Source organism: Salmonella sp. NW722, assembly GCF_051702785.1.
In the GTDB taxonomy this organism is placed as follows: domain Bacteria; phylum Pseudomonadota; class Gammaproteobacteria; order Enterobacterales; family Enterobacteriaceae; genus Salmonella; species Salmonella enterica.
In genome coordinates, this window is the sequence record NZ_JAMMIN010000006.1 from 235,704 (window position 1) to 251,178 (window position 15,475).

Below are 15,475 nucleotides of genomic sequence, written 5' to 3' on the forward strand. Positions count from 1 at the left end.
CGATCACAGCCTGTAAAATGTTTTATTTTTGCATTTTACTCGCAGTAAAATTTTTAAGACTAATATCATTAAATTACTTTATTTTCAGTAATATTTTATTGTAGATATTTACTGTGCTCATAATCTTTCTTATAAAAGCACCTGAGATACATAACAAGGTGACTATAATGAAATTTTCTTCGCGAATTAATTCTTTCCGCTCAAGACCTGAATTGTTTAATGCAGATAATAAGATGGATACATGTGATCTTATTACAAGAATGGGCAATGTAGATGGATTGACGCATATAGAGCTAAACTATCCTGAGCATTTTATTGGACAGGATAAAAAAATCATTAAACAATGTATTACAGATAACGGATTGAAAGTTAGCGGAATTGCACTACGTTACAATAAAGATTTTATTGATGGTGAATTTACTAACCCAGATTCTGTTCTTCGCGATAAAGCAATTGAGACAACGTTGGAAGCTGCTGAAGTTTGTAAGTTCCTGGGGGGCACTACTGTAACTTTATGGTTTGGCTATGACGGTTATGATTACCCATTTCAACAAGACTATTTTCGAGCGTATGAATTGCTGGTAAATGCCTTACGTAAGGTGACAAGTGCTCATCCAGATCTTCAGTTTAGTTTTGAATACAAGCCTTATGAACCACGGACCTTTTCTTATATTAGTGATGTTTCCTCAACCCTAATGTTAATTGATGATGTCGGTAACGATAACTTGGGGATTACACTTGATTTCTGCCATATGATAATGAAAAAGGAAAACCCAGCATTTTCATTATTCCAGTCAGCACGTAAAAATAGACTTGTAGGCTTCCATTTAAATGACGGATATGGTCATTTCGATGATGGTTTAATGTTAGGTTCAGTCCATCTGTTACAGACTCTTGAATATATTTACTATGCTAAACGCGTTAATTTCAATGGATTGATTTATTTTGATACTTTCCCTAGCCGCGAGGATCCAGTTGCAGAATGTGCGCTGAATATTCGAATGTATAAAGCACTTTCAGACTTTATAGATCAACTCAGTATTCCTGAGATAGAAGCGATGATCAAAAGCCAGGATGCACTAAAAGTACAGGGTATGTTGTTAAGCATGATAGCCAAATAATAAGAAACCACAACTTACCTCTTATCCGTTACCAGTCAGTGTATGACACTGGAGGGAATTATGTTTGAAAAATTAGGTCTGCCAAAAAATCTATTATGGGGCTACATTGGCCTGACAATATTTATGATAGGCGATGGCGTTGAACAAGCATGGATTTCGATTTGGCTTGTTGAAAAGGGTTTGTCTGTTGCCCAGGCATCTTATTTAATAACGGCTTATGGTATTACTGTTACTCTGGCCGCATGGGTTACGGGCGTACTGGTTCAAACGTTAGGGCCTCGTAAAGTGATGTTCTGTGGGCTTGTTGCCTTTATAATAGGTAGTATCGGTTTTATCGGCATTGGCCTGAAGAATATGGATTTGGTCTGGATGCTGCCCTTCTATGCTATTCGTGGGATCGGGTATCCTCTGTTCGCTTATTCATTTCTGATTTGGATTAATTACAGCACGCCTGTCGCGCGTCGATCCACCGCAGTTGGCTGGTTCTGGTTTACTTTCTCATTAGGACTTAGCGTTATTGGCCCTTTCTTCTCCTCAATAGCATTACCTGTACTGGGTGAAATTCATGTTCTGTGGGTTGGGTTACTGTTTGTTCTTATTGGTTCAATATTGGGTATTTGGGTCAACCGTGATGTTGTGCCGGCATCCGAGATTCACCCTTTTAGTGCAGGCGAATTATTAAAAGGTATCACCATCTTACAACGTCCGATTATTGCGATAGGGCTTGTAGTTAAATCAGTCAATGGTATTGCCCAATACGGACTGGCAACATTTTTACCTTTATACCTTATTAGTTATGGCTATAGTAAAACAGAGTGGCTACATATGTGGTCATCTGTTTTTCTGGTAGCTATTTTTGCGAATCTCTTTTTTGGTTTTTTTGGTGATAAATTCGGCTGGCGAAAAACAATCATGTGGGTTGGGGGATTTGGCTATGCCGTGGTCCTCTTACTTGTATGGGCTGTGCCGCAACTACTGGGACATAATTTTTACGTGATGGCATTCGTGCTCTGCCTATGTGGCGTGACGATGGCAGGCTACGTGCCTCTTTCGGCCTTGTTTCCCATGCTGGCCCCTGATAGTAAAGGAGCGGCAATGTCGGTTCTTAATCTGGGCGCTGGGCTTGGCGCCTTTATTGCCCCCGCAATTACCGCTTTATTCTATTCTTCTCTTGGGGCTGGCGGTGTGCTGGGTATTTATGCGGGTCTGTATGTGCTCAGCGGTGTACTTACTCCGTTCCTTAAGACTCCGGAAGAGTTGCGGCAACAGGTTGCGTTGCAAAATGAGAGAGCTTAATCAGTTACGTGTTGAGACTTCGTTAGCTTTTTAGTTGCTATCCGGCCTACATAATATAAAGCGCGTAGGCCGGATAATTATCGTCCGGTATGACGACGATTAACGCATGGTCACAAACTCTTCCGATGCGGTCGGGTGAATGGCGACGGTATTATCGAAGTCTTTCTTGGTAGCGCCCATCTTCAGCGCCACTGCGAAGCCCTGCAACATTTCATCCATGCCGAAGCCGATACCGTGGATACCCACAATTTTTTCTTCCGGCCCGACGCAGACCAGCTTCATACGGCACGGCTGGCGGTGTGTCGTTACCGCGGTATACATAGCGGTAAACGATGATTTATAGACTTTTACCTGCTCATCGCCGTACTGCTCGCGCGCCTGCGGCTCGCTTAACCCGACGGTGCCGATAGGCGGATGGCTAAAGACCACGGTCGGGATGTTGCTGTAGTCCAGATGCTCGTCCGGCTTGTTGTTAAACAGGCGTTCGGAGAGACGGCGACCGGCGGCGACGGCGACTGGCGTTAACTCCACTGCGCCGGTGTTATCGCCAACGGCGTAAATGCCTTCTACGTTCGTGTTCTGCCATTTATCAACGATGATGTAACCTTTTTCATTGGTTTTCACGCCCGCAGCCGCCAGATTAATATTGTCGGTCGACGGTTCGCGACCAATGGCCCAGATCAGGCAATCAACGGTTTCACTGCGGCCATCTTCCAGTTCCAAAGTCAGACTACCGTCGGCGTTTTTCACCACCGCTTTCGGCACGGCGTGAGTATGCAGTTGCGGGCCTTCGGCGTTCATCACCTCAACCAGCGTTTCGCTAATCATTGGGTCAAAACTGCGCAGCGGCGCATGTTTACGGACAAACAGATGCGTTTTCGCCCCCAGCGCGTTGATAACGCCAGCCAGTTCAACGGCGATATAACCTGCGCCTACCACCGCGACGCGCTCCGGCAAGGCAGACAGCGCAAAGAAACCGTCGGAATCAATGCCGTATTCCACGCCTGGAATCTCAGGATGGCTTGGACGGCCGCCGGTAGCGATCAAAATATGGTCGGCGGTAATGGTTTCGCCGTTCACTTCAATGGTTTTGGCATCGACAAAGCGGGCAAAGCCTTTAATCACATCCACGTTATTTTTGCCCAGCACGTTGTCGTATGAAGTATGGATGCGGTCAATATACGCGGTACGGCTGGCAATCAGCTTGCTCCAGTCGAACTGATTAATCGTGGTGTCAAAACCGTAGTCCGGGCCATACAGATGAATCGCTTCACGAATCTGCGCGGCATGCCACATCACTTTCTTCGGCACGCAGCCCACGTTAACACAGGTGCCGCCCAGCTCTTTGGCTTCGATGAGCGCGCATTTCTGGCCGTACATAGCGGCGCGGTTAATCGAGGCGATACCGCCGCTGCCGCCGCCGATAGCGATGTAATCATAGTGTTTGGTCATGACCGCTCCTTTATGTTCGTTGTCGGACGGATAGATTCTGCGCTACCCGCCAAAATATTCGCGATTGTATACCTGAAGGTGAAAGGTTCCACCGATGGCTGTGATTACTCCGGCACGATCCAGCTTACCGAAGTGTGTCCGTGACCGTTTGGCGCCAACCTGCTGTGCAGCCACGGTAGCACGTTGTTCATCTGCTGCTCCAGTTTCCACGGCGGGTTAACCACGATCATACCGGAGGCTGTCATTCCGCGCTGATCGCTGTCCGGGCGGATCGCCAGCTCAATTTGCAGGATTTTACGGATGCCGGTGGCCTCCAGATCATGAATCATGCGCTTAATTTGCTGGCGGAGCACCACCGGATACCATAGCGCGTATGTCCCGGTGGCGAAACGTTTATAACCCTCGCTGATGCCGCTGACTACTGCCTGGTAGTCGGTTTTCATTTCATAAGGCGGGTCAATGAGGATCAGACCGCGGCGGGAAACCGGCGGCAATTTGGCTTTCAGTTGCTGATAGCCGTCAGCGCGTTCCACACGGGCGCGGTTGTCTTTTTGAAACTCCGCGCGCAACAGTGGGAAGTCGCTGGGATGCAATTCCGTGAGTTGCAGACTGTCCTGCTCACGCAGCAACTGGCGGGCGATCAACGGAGAGCCCGGATAGTAGCGTAACTGCCCGCTGCGGTTGAAATGTTTTACGACGCTAATATACGGTTCCAGTTCGGCGGGCAGGTCGTCCTGCTGCCAGATACGGGCGATGCCTTCCAGATATTCTCCGGTACGTTCAGCATGTTCGCTGCCCAACTGATAACGCCCCGCGCCCGCGTGCGTGTCCAGATAGAGAAACGGTTTTTCTTTCTCTTTTAGCGACTCGATGATCAGGCTCTGAACGGTATGTTTAAGGACGTCGGCGTGGTTGCCAGCGTGAAAGCTGTGACGATAACTGAGCATGGATGCAGATATTCCGGGAAGTAAACAAGTTAGCCGATAGTTTACCGCAGATCCGTAGAGATTACCGCTCTTGCGCTTTTATCGCCGTTGGCCAGGAGGAAAAACAAGTAGGCTGTGGCGTCAGAGCGTAAATAACGTCAACGAAGTGATGCAGGCGTCTGGATTGGCCTGTTTCACGGTCTTAAGGAAGGTGGCAAAACTTTGATTGAATAGGGTGTAGTTATGAAGGAAGCGCGTCTGTTTTCTTTGCCCTTCCGCTGTTATCCAGTCGACTGACCAGACTGAACGACCACTGACTCTCGTTGTTCCCGGTTTCGCCTCAATGATGCTGGTGAGTGGTATCGCGGTGGTGATACCGTCCGCGACTTCATAGAGGTACTGCATGTCAAAGTAGTAATCCGCGTTATAGCCGCGAGAACTGCCAAATTTTCGCAGCATCAGCGAAGAAGATGAAATTAATTTACGGCCATCTTGCAGATGCTTACTCCGACGGAAAATTTTTCGCCCAGGGAAAATAAAGAAAACAATAAATATCAGTACAATAACCTGTAATAACGTGGTCATATACAATCCTTGTATTCCAGAAACGAAAAAGTTGAGAATATTATACATGGGCAGTTTGCGCAAAAATGACAGCGATTGATGCCACGGCCCTGTTTTCAGAAAAACGCCCATGAAAAACCTATCTGAATTTAACGCTAATCATGCCGCGACGCGTCCACCGACTTACCCCTGTCGGGTCTTATTCTGAAATCGTTTTTATTATGATGATAGTGCTGGTTTTACCTTGTTTATTTGATTAAAACGATAGCGCTAATAATAGAAAAGAAAGGATTCATTGATGTTCCATTATGGAAAATGTGTCGTTCGCACGCTGTTTTTATTACTGGTTTGCTGTTCGCTGTCGGGCTGTCTTTCATTTGGGCTGATACTTGCCACCGATAAAGATGGCAATCGTCATCAGTCTACCTGGAAATCGGATACCGTTACCGCGCTTTCCTTAGGTAAAGATAGCAACGGGAAAACGGGCTGGGTGTTTGTTGGCGAACATTTTGACTACCTGTTGACTCAGGGCGGCGATAATGTGGTGGCGCTGTTAAAAGATGCGACTATTCGCCGGGATAAAATGCGAGTAAAGGATGGTGTTAAATTCCTGATTGATACAGATAAGAAGGAGTTTACGGGTGAAGTCAATGTGACTTACGCCTGGGTGGACGAGAAAGATAAACTGGCAGCGGTAGGCTATGGGTTTATTTGTGCAGACGGCGCGGTAAATTGCACGCTATCCGTCATGGACCTGAAGGGGACTATCCATCAGAAAAATAAAGATCAGAGCGTTACTCAGCAGCTAGCGTTTTACCATCCTTTCACCGTTGAGTTCTATCAGTATCAGCGCAGTATGTCCGGGGCAAAATTTGGCAGAGTGTTGCTGCCGGTAACTTTGGCGCTGGATATTGTCACTATGCCGCTACAGCTACTGATCTTCAGTCGTTAAAATTGGATTCAGCAGCAATGCCTACGTTCGGATGCTGGCGTTGCTGCACGGGTGAAATGAGCGCCCACCATCATTGAAATTCCCCCAACTATCCCCCATTCTAGATCCATAGCGAAAGCGCGATAGAGCGCTTCATTTCTTTTTTAGACCAGGACTGCGCATATGACCAATCCATTACTAACGTCTTTTTCACTGCCGCCTTTTTCTGCAATTAAACCGGAGCATGTGGTGCCTGCGGTCACCAAAGCGTTGGCCGATTGCCGGGCGGCGGTAGAAGGCGTTGTGGCGCATGGCGCGCCGTATAGCTGGGAAAACCTCTGCCAGCCGTTGGCGGAAGCCGACGATGTTCTGGGGCGTATTTTCTCGCCAATTAGCCACTTAAACTCGGTGAAAAATAGTCCGGAGCTGCGTGAAGCCTACGAACAGACGCTGCCGCTGCTGTCTGAATACAGCACCTGGGTTGGGCAACATGAAGGACTGTACAACGCGTACCGCGACCTGCGCGACGGCGATCATTACGCCACTCTGAATACCGCGCAGAAGAAAGCGGTCGATAACGCGCTGCGTGATTTTGAACTGTCCGGCATCGGCCTGCCGAAAGAGAAACAGCAGCGTTACGGTGAAATCGCCACTCGCCTGTCTGAGCTGGGCAACCAGTACAGCAACAACGTGCTCGATGCCACCATGGGCTGGACGAAGCTCATCACCGACGAAGCCGAGCTGGCGGGAATGCCGGAAAGCGCTCTGGCGGCAGCGAAAGCCCAGGCTGAAGCCAAAGAGCAGGAAGGTTACCTGCTGACCCTGGATATCCCGAGCTATCTGCCAGTGATGACCTACTGCGACAACCAGGCGTTGCGCGAAGAGATGTATCGCGCCTATTCCACTCGCGCCTCCGACCAGGGGCCGAACGCCGGTAAGTGGGATAACAGCCCGGTGATGGAAGAAATTCTTGCGCTGCGCCATGAACTGGCGCAACTGCTGGGCTTCGAAAATTATGCCCATGAATCGCTGGCCACCAAGATGGCGGAAAATCCGCAGCAGGTGCTCGACTTCTTAACCGATCTGGCGAAACGCGCCCGTCCGCAGGGGGAAAAAGAGCTGGCCCAGCTGCGCGCCTTTGCCAAAGCCGAATTTGGCGTTGAGGAGCTGCAACCGTGGGATATCGCGTACTACAGTGAAAAGCAAAAACAGCACCTGTACAGCATCAGCGATGAGCAGCTACGCCCGTACTTCCCGGAAAACAAAGCCGTGAATGGCCTGTTTGAAGTGGTGAAACGTATTTACGGCATCACTGCCAAAGAGCGTACTGACGTTGATGTCTGGCACCCGGAAGTGCGTTTCTTTGAACTGTATGACGAAAATAACGAGTTGCGCGGCAGCTTCTACCTTGACCTGTACGCGCGCGAACACAAACGCGGCGGGGCGTGGATGGACGACTGCGTCGGCCAGATGCGTAAAGCGGACGGCACATTGCAAAAGCCGGTCGCTTATCTGACCTGTAATTTCAACCGTCCGGTGAACGGTAAACCCGCTCTGTTTACCCATGACGAAGTGATCACCCTGTTCCACGAGTTTGGTCATGGCCTGCATCATATGCTGACCCGCATTGAGACCGCCGGGGTCTCCGGTATCAGCGGCGTGCCGTGGGACGCGGTCGAACTGCCAAGTCAGTTTATGGAAAACTGGTGCTGGGAGCCGGAAGCGCTGGCGTTTATCTCCGGCCACTATGAAACCGGCGAGCCGTTGCCGAAGGAACTGCTGGATAAAATGCTGGCGGCGAAAAACTATCAGGCGGCGCTGTTTATTCTGCGTCAACTGGAGTTCGGTCTGTTTGATTTCCGTCTGCATGCGGAATTTAATCCGCAGCAAGGAGCGAAAATTCTTGAGACGCTCTTTGAAATTAAAAAACAGGTCGCCGTGGTGCCGTCACCGACATGGGGCCGCTTCCCACATGCATTCAGCCATATCTTTGCTGGCGGCTATGCGGCAGGCTACTACAGCTATCTGTGGGCCGACGTACTGGCGGCGGATGCGTATTCCCGCTTTGAGGAGGAAGGCATTTTCAACCGTGAGACCGGTCAGTCGTTCCTTGATAACATCCTGACTCGCGGTGGTTCTGAAGAGCCGATGGAACTCTTTAAACGCTTCCGTGGCCGTGAACCACAGCTGGACGCGATGCTGGAGCATTACGGGATTAAAGGCTGATTTTACGTGCAAATCTGCTTAATGGATGAAACGGGCGCCACAGACGGCGCCTTATCTGTTCTGGCTGCCCGCTGGGGACTGGAGCATGACGAAGACAACCCGATGGCGCTGGTATTGACGCCGCAACATCTGGAGCTGCGCAAGCGCGACGAACCGAAGCTCGGCGGCATTTTCGTCGATTTTGTCGGCGGCGCGATGGCCCATCGACGTAAGTTCGGCGGCGGGCGCGGCGAAGCGGTGGCGAAAGCCGTTGGTATCAAAGGCGATTATCTGCCGGATGTGGTTGATGCCACGGCCGGACTGGGGCGCGATGCGTTTGTGCTGGCGTCCGTCGGTTGCCGCGTGCGGATGCTGGAGCGTAATCCGGTGGTCGCCGCGTTGCTCGACGACGGCCTGACGCGCGGCTACGCCGATGCGGACATTGGCGGCTGGCTTCAGGAGCGTTTGCAGCTGATTCATGCTTCCAGCCTGACGGCGTTGACCGATATCACGCCGCGCCCGCAGGTGGTCTACCTCGATCCGATGTTTCCTCACCGGCAGAAAAGCGCGCTGGTGAAGAAAGAGATGCGGGTATTTCAGTCGTTGGTGGGGCCGGATCTCGACGCCGACGGACTGCTGGAACCGGCGCGTCAGCTAGCGACCAAACGCGTGGTGGTTAAACGTCCCGATTATGCGCCGCCGCTGGCGGATGTCGCGACGCCCAACGCCATCGTCACCAAAGGGCATCGGTTTGATATTTATGCCGGAACCCCTCTGACGGAGTAACGGATTGCCCGATGGCGCTACGCTTATCGGGCCTACGATTCTCAATTATTTGTAGGCCGGATAAGGCGTAAGCCGTATCCGGCACTGAGTATTACTGTTCGGTACCTGGCGTATTAATCATCCGGTTTAACCACGGCACCATAATGGCCATCACCACGGTGACCGCCAGCGTTACCAGACCAATTTTGCTAAAGACGCCGGTATAAATTGGCAGCGTCTGTAACGGATCGGTGATGTTTTCCGGTACGGCAGTGAAGGTCGCCACATAACCGCCGAGTAGGAAGGCGGCGGCCTGGGTCAGGAACCACATTCCCAGAATAAAGCCCATCAGATGCTGCGGCACCAGGGCGGCGACCATCGCCAGTCCCAGCGCGCTAATCAGCAACTCGCCCAGACTCTGGAACAGATACACCAGCACGATAAACCACGGCGACGTCAGTCCTTGCGCATCGGCAAACCACATCCCGGCGGCGGCGGCGGTCAGAAAACCCAGCGCGCAGAGGAACATGCCGAGCGTAAACTTCATTGGCATAGTCAGATCTTTGCCTTTGCTACCCAGTCGGGTGTAAATCGCTGCCAGTACCGGACTGGCGACGACCACCCAGAATGGGTTCAGCGCCTGAAAACTCACCGGGTTAATGGCGAATCCAAGAATTTCATGATGCACGTTATTAATCGCAAAGAAGTTCAGCGAGGTAGGCATCTGCGCATACAGAATGTAAAACAGCACGGCTTCAATCATCAGAATAAACGCCACGAACATTTTATTGCGGCCGGTTTTATCCAGACGAAACGCTTCGCGAAAGAAGAAAATAATGACGACGATAGAAAGGACGATGAGCACCAGATTGGCAATCTTAACGTTGTGCATCAGCCAGGCGCAGAGGAAAATCATGACGACGGTGCCGAGTAGTACCAGCAGCAAATTGCGAAAACGTAGCGGTTTATGATCCGGTTCAGAACCGATATTTTTCACCATGCCACGGCAGGCGAAGTACACCAGAAGCGCAACAATTAAACCAGCGCCGCACAGATTATAGGTCACCGCATAGCCAAATTTATCGGCAATCACCGGCGCCAGCGATAGCGATAACAAAGAACCGATGTTAATCGACATATAAAACAGGGTGAAAGCGCCATCCAGCCGGGGATCTTTAGGCTGATAGCATTTAGAGAGCAGGCTGGCGGGATTGGCTTTAAATAACCCGTTGCCCACGGCAATCGTACCCAGTGCGATAAAAATCAGATCGGGATTTAATAGCGACATACCGGTCATAAAATAGCCAATCGCCAGCACAATCGCGCCCAGGACCAGGGTGCGTTTAGTCCCTAACAGATGGTCGCCAACATAGCCGCCGATGGAGATCAGGCCATAAACCAGCGCCGCAAAAGCGCCAAAGGTAATAAAGGCCTGTTCCTGAGAAAAACCCAATTGTTTAACGAAAAAGACCGCCAGGATGCCCTGGACGCCGTAATAGCCAAATCGTTCCCATAATTCTACAAAAAAGATCATGAAGAATGGACGAGGTTGCTGCAGCAAGCCCGTAGGTGCAGTTGTATTCATATTCCTTCGCCTTTTAATGCCATCCCGAAACGTATGAGCGCGTATATCAAAACGCGCCGAAAAGACTTACCCTGATATAGACTGCGGTTATTAGCCTGATCAATAGGTTATTATACAAATGATACGCAAACTAATTAGTGGATCACACTAATTATGTTTGGTGTGATGGAATGATGTACTGAGTACTGCGAAGAAGGGGGGATAAACAAAACGCCCACATAAGCGGGCGTTGTTGTTGATAGCCGGAATTTGCCTGATGGTTCAGGCCAACCTTATTGACTATAGACCAGATGCGGTCTTAGCCGCCAGCCGGCACGGCAAGTATTACTCTTCTTCGTCGCGCAGCGGCACAATCAGCATGTCAACGTGAACGGTGTTGATCAGCTGGCGCGCAGAAGACATCAGTTTGCTCCAGAAGTCCTGGTGATGACCGCAAACGACCAGATCCATATCGTATTTCTTGATGGCGTCAACCAGCACCTGGCCCAAATCGCCGCTACCGCTCAGGGTTTCAGTGATAGGGTAGCCAGCGTTGGTAGACAGCTCGGTCAGCGCGTGGTGGGTTTCTTCGGAGATACGTTTCTGCATATCGCCCAGATTGACGTCAATCAGACCGGTGTACAGGTCTGAATAATTCACGTCAACGTGGATGAGGGAGATTTTCGCGTTGTAGGGGCGCGCCATAGAGACCGCTTTTTCAACCAGAACTTTACTTTCCGGGGAGAGATCAACTGCGATAAGAATGTGTTTATAAGCCATAGTGTTACTCCTTCCATAAGTTGTCGATGACCATTGAGCTACTGGCGTTTCTTATGCCGCCGCGTCACCCGCGTCCTGCGAACTCTATGCGCGGGGCTAGCTCAGCCGTTTACCATAACTATCCTTACATTATAGCGACCAGGATAATCCGTCAATCTGCCTTGCTTGCCAGTTAGTTAAACAAAATTTTCAGGGAATTGCATTGATAGTGATTAACCTTCTGGTAAAAAAATTAACTGATCTCCTACAATGTGTATAAGAGCCGTTCGAATGCGGAGCGCTAATATGGACGGCTTTCGTAGTACTCTTTCACTGATTGTCTGGCAGGGTATCGGGGAGCGGTAGTCCCGGAGAGGAACTCCGTGGGCGGGTCGCCGGGGAGGAGATATGATAAGCACCGTCTCACTATTCTGGGCTTTATGTGTCGTTTGCATTGTTAATATGGCGCGCTATTTCTCATCGCTACGCGCACTGTTAGTGGTACTTCGTGGTTGCGATCCTTTGCTCTATCAATATGTCGATGGCGGCGGCTTCTTTACCACGCATGGTCAGCCCAACAAACAGGTGCGCCTGGTATGGTATATCTACGCTCAGCGCTATCGCGATCATCATGATGAAGAATTTATTCGCCGTTGTGAACGCGTGCGCCGCCAGTTTCTGCTGACCAGCGCGTTATGCGGTTTGGTGGTGGTGAGCTTGATTGCGCTCATGATTTGGCACTGAATAAAAAAAGCGGGCCAGTTTCCTGACCCGCTCGTGTTAGATAAGCCTCCCGGATGACGCCGCTTGTAGCGGCCTGTCAGGCCTGTGTCGTTTCATCCTGACAGGCCGGATTAGTGGCAGCGCTATCCGGCCCATTTGGCTTAAATAATCTTCAGGGAAAGCCAGTACAGCACGCCGGAAAGAATAATCGCCGCCGGTAACGTAAATACCCAGGCCATCAGAATGCTGGTCACGGTTTTACGCTGCAACCCGCCGCCATCAACGACCATGGTTCCCGCCACTGAAGAGGAGAGTACGTGAGTGGTAGAAACTGGCATACCGGTGTAGCTGGCAAGACCGATAGAGACTGCCGCCGTCATCTGCGCCGACATTCCCTGCGCATACGTCATGCCTTTTTTACCAATTTTCTCGCCGATAGTGGTCGCCACGCGACGCCAGCCGATCATCGTACCAATACCCAGCGCCAACGCCACTGCCATAATGATCCACACTGGCGCATACTCAATGGTGCTTAACATATCGGTCTTCAGCTTTTTCAGCAGGCGCTGGTCATCGCTGCTTACGCCAGGCAATTTCACGACTTTGTCGGTCGTGTCGGAAATGCACAGCATAATGCGACGCAACTGGCTACGCTGTTCAACGCTTAACTTGTCGTAGCTTTCCACGTTTGCCAGCATCCCTTTCGCACGGTTAAGCGCGTTAATGGTGTTAGCCGGATGGCAGTGGAATTCAGTCGGTTCAGTCGCGCCCGGTTCCGGAGACGGAATCAGTTGGTCAACGCCGGTGACGGCTTTCAGCAGGTCAGGACGCTGCTCAAAGTACGTTTCGACATTGTTGATAGCATCGCGCGTACGGGTGATTTCGTAGCTGGAGGCATTCATATTGACCACGAAACCCGCAGGCGCGACGCCAATCAGCACCAGCATGACCAGGCCAATGCCTTTCTGACCATCGTTCGCGCCATGCGAAAACGCCACGCCGATAGCTGAGAGGATCAGCGCGATACGCGTCCAGAACGGCGGCTTTTTCTTGCCGTCTTTCTTTTCACGTTCGGCTGGCGTCAGGTGGATACGGGCGCGTTTCTTAGTACCGCTCCAGTAGCGGCGCAGCAAGAAGATCAGACCGCCGGCGAATACCAGACCGACAATAGGGGAGATAATGAGTGAACCGAAAATATTGATAACTTTCGGGATGTTAAGCGCATCCACCACTGACGTGCCGGTCATCATCGCATTGGTTAAACCGATGCCGATAATGGCGCCAATCAGCGTGTGGGAACTGGACGCCGGCAACCCGAAATACCAGGTGCCGAGGTTCCAGATAATCGCCGCCAGCAACATGGAAAAGACCATAGCGAGGCCGTGCGCGGAACCCATGTTGAGCAGGAGATCCGTTGGTAGCATATGCACAATGGCATACGCCACGCTGAGACCCCCCAGCAAAACGCCAAAAAAGTTAAACACCGCCGCCATGACAACCGCCAGCTGCGAACGCATCGCACGGGTGTAAATCACGGTTGCGACTGCATTGGCTGTGTCATGGAAGCCGTTAATCGCTTCGTAGAACAGCACAAAAGCCAGAGCAAGCAATAATAAAAGCCCGGTATGTAAATCCAGGCCAGCAAACAAATGTAGCATAGGACGTTACGCCATTTTGAGGACATGAACGCGGCGCATTATCAGTGACTTTGGCGGCGCGGGCAAAGTGAAATATAGACTTTTTTTGATGTACTTCGTGCTTTGTTTGATATCACTAAAGAATTATCTTATATATTTCAGATAAATACCATTTTCAGGCGCTTTTCGCGCTGGTGCGACCACTGAGGAAACTTTACAATTCCCGCCCGAATTTGAGAGAGGAAGGCGACGTGGAAAGGTTTGATGCCGTTATTATAGGCGCTGGCGCAGCGGGCATGTTTTGCGCCGCGCAGGCAGGACAGGCGGGTAGCCGCGTGCTGCTCATCGATAATGGCAAGAAGCCAGGACGTAAAATCCTCATGTCCGGCGGCGGGCGCTGCAACTTTACTAATCTTTATGTTGAGCCTGCTGCGTATTTGAGCCAGAACCCCCATTTTTGCAAATCAGCATTAGCCCGCTATACCCAGTGGGACTTTATCGATCTGGTCGGCAGGTATGGGATAGCCTGGCATGAGAAAACGCTGGGACAGCTTTTTTGCGATGATTCCGCCCAACGCATTGTCGATATGCTGGTTGCCGAGTGCGACAAAGGCGGCGTAACGATGCGCCTGCGTAGCGAGGTATTGAGCGTCGAGCGTGATGAGTCGGGTTTCGTACTGGCGTTGAACGGCGAGACGGTGACTACGCAAAAGCTGGTGATTGCCAGCGGCGGCCTGTCGATGCCGGGGCTTGGCGCATCACCGTTTGGCTATAAAATCGCCGAACAGTTTGGTCTCAAGGTGTTGCCGACGCGCGCCGGGCTGGTGCCTTTTACCCTACATAAGCCGCTGTTAGAACAGCTCCAGACGCTGTCTGGCGTCTCTGTGCCCTGCGTGATTACCGCCCGCAATGGCACGGTATTTCGAGAAAACCTACTTTTTACCCATCGTGGGCTGTCCGGCCCCGCTGTTTTACAGATTTCCAGCTACTGGCAACCGGGGGAGTTAGTGAGCATTAACTTATTGCCGGACCTCTCGCTGGAAGACGTTCTCAATGAACAGCGTAACGCGCACCCGAACCAGAGTCTGAAGAACACGCTGGCGATGCATCTGCCGAAACGGTTGGTGGAGTGTTTACAACAGTTGGGACACATCCCGGATGTATCGCTCAGGCAGTTGAACGTTCGTGACCAGCAGGCGTTGGTTGACACGCTTACGGCCTGGCAAGTGCAGCCTAACGGCACCGAAGGCTATCGGACAGCGGAAGTGACGCTGGGCGGCGTGGATACAAACGAACTATCATCGCGGACTATGGAAGCGCGCCGCGTGCCGGGTCTCTATTTTATCGGCGAAGTGATGGACGTCACCGGCTGGTTGGGCGGCTATAACTTCCAGTGGGCGTGGTCGAGCGCCTGGGCCTGCGCGCAGGATTTGGCGGCAAAACGCTAAGTACCATTACAAACAATAAGCGAATAGACATCCCGGACAGAGGTGTTAGTATCGATTTATAGCAGTTATGAGTATGCGTGTTTC

The 15,475-nt window shown here is 51.1% G+C and carries 13 protein-coding genes; 7 read left to right on the plus strand and 6 right to left on the minus strand.

Features of this window, described 5'->3' with window-relative positions:
• Nucleotides 1–167: 167 nt before the first annotated feature.
• Together NA330_RS16610 and NA330_RS16615 are read left to right on the plus strand one after the other, a co-directional pair.
• Nucleotides 168–1,121, plus strand: coding sequence for a sugar phosphate isomerase/epimerase family protein (locus tag NA330_RS16610; RefSeq protein WP_000672849.1), 954 nt, complete (start codon nucleotides 168–170; stop codon nucleotides 1,119–1,121).
• 60 nt (nucleotides 1,122–1,181) lie between these two features.
• A complete protein-coding gene (locus NA330_RS16615; RefSeq protein ID WP_000461964.1) occupies nucleotides 1,182–2,417 on the plus strand; it encodes an MFS transporter in 1,236 nt (411 codons plus the stop codon).
• A gap of 99 nt (nucleotides 2,418–2,516) precedes the next feature.
• Here the strand turns inward: NA330_RS16615 and gorA are convergent, their stop codons facing one another.
• From gorA to NA330_RS16630, 3 genes are all read right to left on the minus strand, one after another.
• A complete protein-coding gene (gene gorA / locus NA330_RS16620; protein ID WP_000160775.1) occupies nucleotides 2,517–3,869 on the minus strand; it encodes a glutathione-disulfide reductase in 1,353 nt (450 codons plus the stop codon).
• A 104-nt stretch (nucleotides 3,870–3,973) separates the two neighbouring features.
• Nucleotides 3,974–4,816: a 23S rRNA (adenine(2030)-N(6))-methyltransferase RlmJ gene (locus NA330_RS16625; RefSeq protein ID WP_000954233.1), complete on the minus strand. Its 843-nt coding sequence runs from the start codon at nucleotides 4,814–4,816 to the stop codon at nucleotides 3,974–3,976.
• 120 nt (nucleotides 4,817–4,936) lie between these two features.
• A complete protein-coding gene (locus tag NA330_RS16630) occupies nucleotides 4,937–5,380 on the minus strand; it encodes a hypothetical protein (RefSeq protein WP_000209570.1) in 444 nt (147 codons plus the stop codon).
• Nucleotides 5,381–5,657: 277 nt separating this feature from the next.
• On the opposite strand from NA330_RS16630, the gene NA330_RS16635 reads away from it, so the two are divergent.
• From NA330_RS16635 to rsmJ, 3 genes are all read left to right on the plus strand, one after another.
• A complete protein-coding gene (locus NA330_RS16635; RefSeq protein ID WP_000469190.1) occupies nucleotides 5,658–6,311 on the plus strand; it encodes a hypothetical protein in 654 nt (217 codons plus the stop codon).
• Nucleotides 6,312–6,473: 162 nt separating this feature from the next.
• Nucleotides 6,474–8,516 (plus strand): oligopeptidase A, encoded by a 2,043-nt coding sequence (gene prlC / locus NA330_RS16640; protein WP_000184178.1) that lies wholly within the window; start codon nucleotides 6,474–6,476, stop codon nucleotides 8,514–8,516.
• A 6-nt stretch (nucleotides 8,517–8,522) separates the two neighbouring features.
• A complete protein-coding gene (gene rsmJ, locus NA330_RS16645) occupies nucleotides 8,523–9,281 on the plus strand; it encodes a 16S rRNA (guanine(1516)-N(2))-methyltransferase RsmJ (RefSeq protein ID WP_001165127.1) in 759 nt (252 codons plus the stop codon).
• A gap of 91 nt (nucleotides 9,282–9,372) precedes the next feature.
• Here rsmJ and dtpB read toward each other — a convergent pair whose 3' ends face one another.
• Together dtpB and uspA are read right to left on the minus strand one after the other, a co-directional pair.
• A complete protein-coding gene (dtpB, locus tag NA330_RS16650; RefSeq protein WP_023237409.1) occupies nucleotides 9,373–10,845 on the minus strand; it encodes a dipeptide/tripeptide permease DtpB in 1,473 nt (490 codons plus the stop codon).
• A 324-nt stretch (nucleotides 10,846–11,169) separates the two neighbouring features.
• On the minus strand, nucleotides 11,170–11,604 hold the full coding sequence (gene uspA / locus NA330_RS16655) for a universal stress protein UspA (protein ID WP_000323565.1): 435 nt from the start codon (nucleotides 11,602–11,604) through the stop codon (nucleotides 11,170–11,172).
• Nucleotides 11,605–11,991: 387 nt separating this feature from the next.
• Between uspA and uspB the strand changes: the two genes are divergently transcribed.
• Complete coding sequence (gene uspB, locus NA330_RS16660; RefSeq protein WP_000626193.1) at nucleotides 11,992–12,327, plus strand: universal stress protein UspB; 336 nt, start codon at nucleotides 11,992–11,994, stop codon at nucleotides 12,325–12,327.
• A 140-nt stretch (nucleotides 12,328–12,467) separates the two neighbouring features.
• On the opposite strand, the gene pitA is transcribed toward uspB, so the two are convergent.
• On the minus strand, nucleotides 12,468–13,964 hold the full coding sequence (gene pitA / locus NA330_RS16665) for an inorganic phosphate transporter PitA (protein WP_000902764.1): 1,497 nt from the start codon (nucleotides 13,962–13,964) through the stop codon (nucleotides 12,468–12,470).
• A 230-nt stretch (nucleotides 13,965–14,194) separates the two neighbouring features.
• On the opposite strand from pitA, the gene NA330_RS16670 reads away from it, so the two are divergent.
• Nucleotides 14,195–15,391 carry an NAD(P)/FAD-dependent oxidoreductase gene (locus NA330_RS16670; protein WP_000439230.1) on the plus strand — a complete coding sequence of 399 codons (1,197 nt, stop codon included), beginning with the start codon at nucleotides 14,195–14,197 and terminating at the stop codon, nucleotides 15,389–15,391.
• The last annotated feature ends 84 nt before the right edge of the window (nucleotides 15,392–15,475 follow it).